The organism is Helicobacter equorum (assembly GCF_900198655.1).
Lineage (GTDB): Bacteria > Campylobacterota > Campylobacteria > Campylobacterales > Helicobacteraceae > Helicobacter_F > Helicobacter_F equorum.
On the sequence record NZ_FZPO01000060.1, the window covers coordinates 1 to 4,629 of the forward strand.

Here is a 4,629-nt window from a genome sequence, read left to right on the forward strand (position 1 = left end):
TCTATCATATCGCCATCTTCTATCAACGCTATCAAGCCCCCTTCAGCCGCTTCAGGACTCACATGCCCGATACACGCCCCACGCGTCGCTCCGCTAAAGCGCCCATCAGTGATTAATGCCACGCTTTCACCTAGCCCCATCCCCATAATCAAACTTGTAGGACTTAGCATCTCTTGCATTCCCGGACCCCCTTTTGGTCCCTCATAGCGGATAACCACGACATTGCCACTTTTTACCTTGCCTCCTGCAATGCCCTTAATCGCCTCATCTTGGGAATTAAAACAAATCGCTTTGCCCTTAAATTCTTTCATAGATTCTGCCACGGCGGCGACTTTTAGCACCGCCCCTTGTTCGCAGAGATTGCCAAAAAGGATTTTTAATCCGCCCACTTGTGAGTAGGCGTTGTCATTGTGGCGGATAATGGTAGAATCTGTGATGTTTGCATTTGCGATTCTCTGCCCCAAAGTCTCCCCGGTGATTGTGAGAGTGTCTAAATGTAAAATAGAATCTGTTTTGTGTATTGTCCCTTTATTGTTGCTAGAATTTGCTACCATAGAATCTAATCCTACAATTGCATTAAACTGCTCTTTATTTGTTCTAAAATATGTGCCTTGTATGGTGTTTCCATACTTATCAAAAAAGCTATAACTTTCTTTATAATATTTTTTTACTTCCAAACTTATATCTTTTATGTTTATGTTTAATTCGTTGATGTATTGTAGGGTGATTGAATCCTCTGTATTACTTATTACCTCAAAAATACCATCAAATTTTTGCTGACCAAAGGCATAGGTTAGAACCCTATCACCTTTTTTCATTTCTTCTGAGCATTTTTCATACTTTCTTATATTTCCATTCTCGTTATGTTTATCCCACTCCCACTTTCCGCTTGTCCTTAATCGTGTTTCTTCGTCATTGTTGTAATAACCTGCAATCCAATAATCCACTGCATTGCCACGCTTAGAAATCTCATTCATCACTGCCGATACTCCCCCTGCTCGGTTTATGTCTTCCATATGCACACTACTTAACGCCGGGGCGATTTTGGCGATATGGGCGACATTTGTAGCGATATTATTGATAGATTCTAGGTTAAAATCCACTTCAGCTTCTTTGGCAATAGCAAGCATATGTAAAATCGTATTTGTGCTACCACCCATTGCCATATCCACGACAAAGGCATTATGCACGGCTTTTGCATTCAAAATGTTACGGAATCTAAACTGCTCACTCTTTTGAGAATCTAGGGCAATCTCTACTATGCGTCTTGCAGCCTTTCGCAATAACTCCTCGCGTTCTTTTGTAAGTGCTAAGATCGTTCCATTACCGGGCAGTGCTACACCCATAGCTTCACAAAGCGTATTCATAGAATTTGCCGTAAACATACCGCTACAGCTCCCACCACCAGGACATGCGTTGCATTCTATTTCGTGCAAGCGTTTTTCATCGATTTTGCCACTTTCATACGCCCCCACCGCTTCAAATGCAGAATTTAGATCTAGCACACTTCCATCACTTAGTTTCCCTGCTTTCATCGGTCCACCGCTTACAAAAATCGTTGGCACATTCACACGCAATGCCCCCATAAGCATACCCGGCACAATTTTATCGCAGTTTGGAATACAAATCATCGCATCTAATGCGTGTGCATTCATCACCGTTTCGATACAATCAGCAATTAGCTCACGACTAGGGAGGGAATACAGCATCCCGCTATGTCCCATAGCGATGCCATCATCTACACCAATAGTATTAAACTCAAAAGGCACGCCACCAGCCTTTCTAATTTCATCTTTGATAATTTCAGCATATTTATTTAGGAAAAAATGTCCAGGAATAATATCAATATAGCTATTTGCCACGCCAATAAAAGGCTTAGAAAAATCCTCATCTTGTAATCCTGTAGCTCTTAATAAGCTCCTGTGAGGAGCACGATTATGTCCTTTTTTTACAATATCGCTTCGCATAGAATCTCCTTGGTAAGTAAATTTGCTCATTATTATATCATTATGTGTGCATAGAGAAAATTTACCTTATTTATATTTGCCTCTGGATAGTCCCAAATTTAAACTAAAGATTCTCTTGTATTTAATATTAGCGTAATGTTTTGTTGTAGAATACCCCCTCAATTTTGAAAAATTATCAACAAATACAATAAATTAGGAATTCAATAAGTATGTTAAAACCTATAGCGCTTTCGTTTGCACTTGTTTCGTTGGGACAAGCGGATACTTTTTTGGACAATCTAAAAAAAGATTGGAGACTTATAAACTATGATGAAAATATTGTACCTAAGGGTGAAGGCGTAGCAATAGGCTTCATTGATTCTGCTTTTAACCTAGATCACCCAAGCTTGGCAAACAAGGGGATAACGGAAGGCTCAAATGAGTTAAGCCTTTATGAGCGGGACGCTTTTTCATCAGCACATGGAACGCATGTAGCAGGAATTGCGGTAGGGAATGATTATTCTAACGATAAAATTCACGGGATTGCTCCAAAAGCTGGATTTTATGGGCTTTCGTATCTAAACACAAAGTATCCATACAGTGGTAATCAGGGCGATATTTATGATTTTTTTAAAAACTCTGGCGTAAAGGTAATAAATAATAGCTGGTCTAACACTTATTATCCATTTGTGAATAAAGAAATAGTGGATGATGCAAATACTTTTGTTGGCGGTTACAAGCAATTAGCTGACGATATTACCGCTACTTTTGTTTTTTCTAAAGTAGCGGAAAGTATAGGATTGCAAGCCACAGTAGAGCTCACTAAAGCAGGAATTTTACAAATTTATAGTTCTGGCAATCAAGGGCAATTATCACCCAGTATAAACTCTAGTCTACCAACATATGATGAAGGCTTAAAAGCATGGATAAGTGTAGGTGCTTTTGACAGCGCACACATAACAAAAAGCGGGGATAACTTTACTTTTAATACGCAGAGGTTTGATACAAAAACGCAAGATTATAGGGGTGGGTTTACAAGTTTTTCAAATGCTTTTTTGGGTTCACAAGCTTATGGAATTCTAGCCCCTGGTTATGATATAGGATCTGCTAATGCATATTACGAGAATGAAATAGCTAGTAAAAGCTGGAAAGGTTCAAATTATCTGTGTTTAGGTTATGAGTTTTGCCCACAATCTGGGACAAGTCAAGCTGCACCTTTTGTAAGTGGGGCAGCGGCATTGGTGGCTGAAAAATATCCATTTGCAGGTGGCAGACTTTTAGCTGATATACTTTTGAGCACGGCGAACTCTAATGTAGAGTTGCCGGAGATAATACTTAAGAGAAGCCCTGTGCAATGGAGTGCCTCAGGCGTACAGATAGATAAACATTATTACTATAATGTTATATATACAAGTGATGTTGATTATTTGGATAAGAAAGATAAGGTTAAGGCAGATTTACAAAGTAAGCTCAACATGACTGCTGACCAAGCAGAAGAAATTCTGACTCATTTGATGTATAATGATGGTGGTAATTTTGCTAAGCATATGACAAAAGAAGAGCTTATCGGTCAAGGAATCTTAGATATTGAAAAGGCTTTAAAGGGTCTTGGAAAGCTTGATGCAAATAGGCTTTTAGATAGCGATGTAAAACAATCATTCAGTGAACCTAACACAAATCAGGCTTTTTATACAATTGATACAAAAGGTCAAAATGGAGAATTTAGTAATGATATTGAGCAGAAAACTTGGGAAAAAGATTGGCATCTTGATACTGCCTTAAACGCGCCAAAGAAACTAGCAGGCATCGATAAAATCGGTTTAGAAAAAACAGGTGATGGCACCTTAACTCTAAGTGGCACAAATACTTACAAAGGTGATACTATCGCAAGTGGTGGAACCTTAAAGCTTACTGGTAGCCTTACTGAAAGCTCAGTGTTTGCGCAAAATGGCGGAACATTTGAGTTAAGTGGTGGAACTATAAAGAAGGATGCTACCGCACTAAATGGCGGTGTTTTTAGTATAACTGGAAGTAATAATAATATAGTAGATGGAACCTTAACTTCAAAGAATGGTGGGATCATATTATTTAATGAAAATTCTACACTAAACGCTGGGGGTGTGGTGAATAATGGAGGGACTTTGCTCTTTAATAAAGGTTCAAACCTAACTGCTACAAAAGGTGTTGATGTTCAAAACTCCGGTCTCCTAAAAGGTCAAGGCACAATCACTGGCAACCTTACAAATAGTGGCATACTCAAAGCAGGATTTTATGATGAAGTAACTGATACTGCAGATAAATTAGGCAACCTTGAAGTAAAGGGGAAATTTACACAAAATACAGATGGAATATTACAAATCGCCTTTACAAAATCAAGTGAAACTTCTAGTGAAGTAAAGAATTCCACTTTAAGTGCAAATAGCTATGACATCAAAGGAAGTCTAGTCTATGTCCCGCTCCACACTACTGCTTCTTTGATTAAGGCAAATGATGAAATACAAATAAACTTAGATACTACTACCAATACCAACAACAATGGGTTAAAAAGCCAATTGGATAAATTTACAAGTGTTACTGCTCAAAGCACAAATTTACTTGTGTTTAATATAGATAACACTGATAAAACAAAGCTTGTTGCGGCTCTAAAAGTTACAGATGGTGCAAATGCTGATATAACAAAAGC

Annotated in this window: 2 protein-coding genes; one reads left to right on the forward strand and one right to left on the reverse strand. The window is 38.5% G+C overall.

Annotated features, from left to right (window positions below; genetic code table 11):
• Nucleotides 1–1,967 (reverse strand): dihydroxy-acid dehydratase (gene ilvD, locus C6H22_RS07735; RefSeq protein WP_104694705.1); only part of this gene is annotated, 1,967 nt, incomplete at its 3' end.
• 209 nt (nucleotides 1,968–2,176) lie between these two features.
• On the opposite strand from ilvD, the gene C6H22_RS07740 reads away from it, so the two are divergent.
• On the forward strand, nucleotides 2,177–4,629 hold a 2,453-nt coding region (locus C6H22_RS07740), incomplete at its 3' end, for a S8 family serine peptidase (protein ID WP_158654673.1).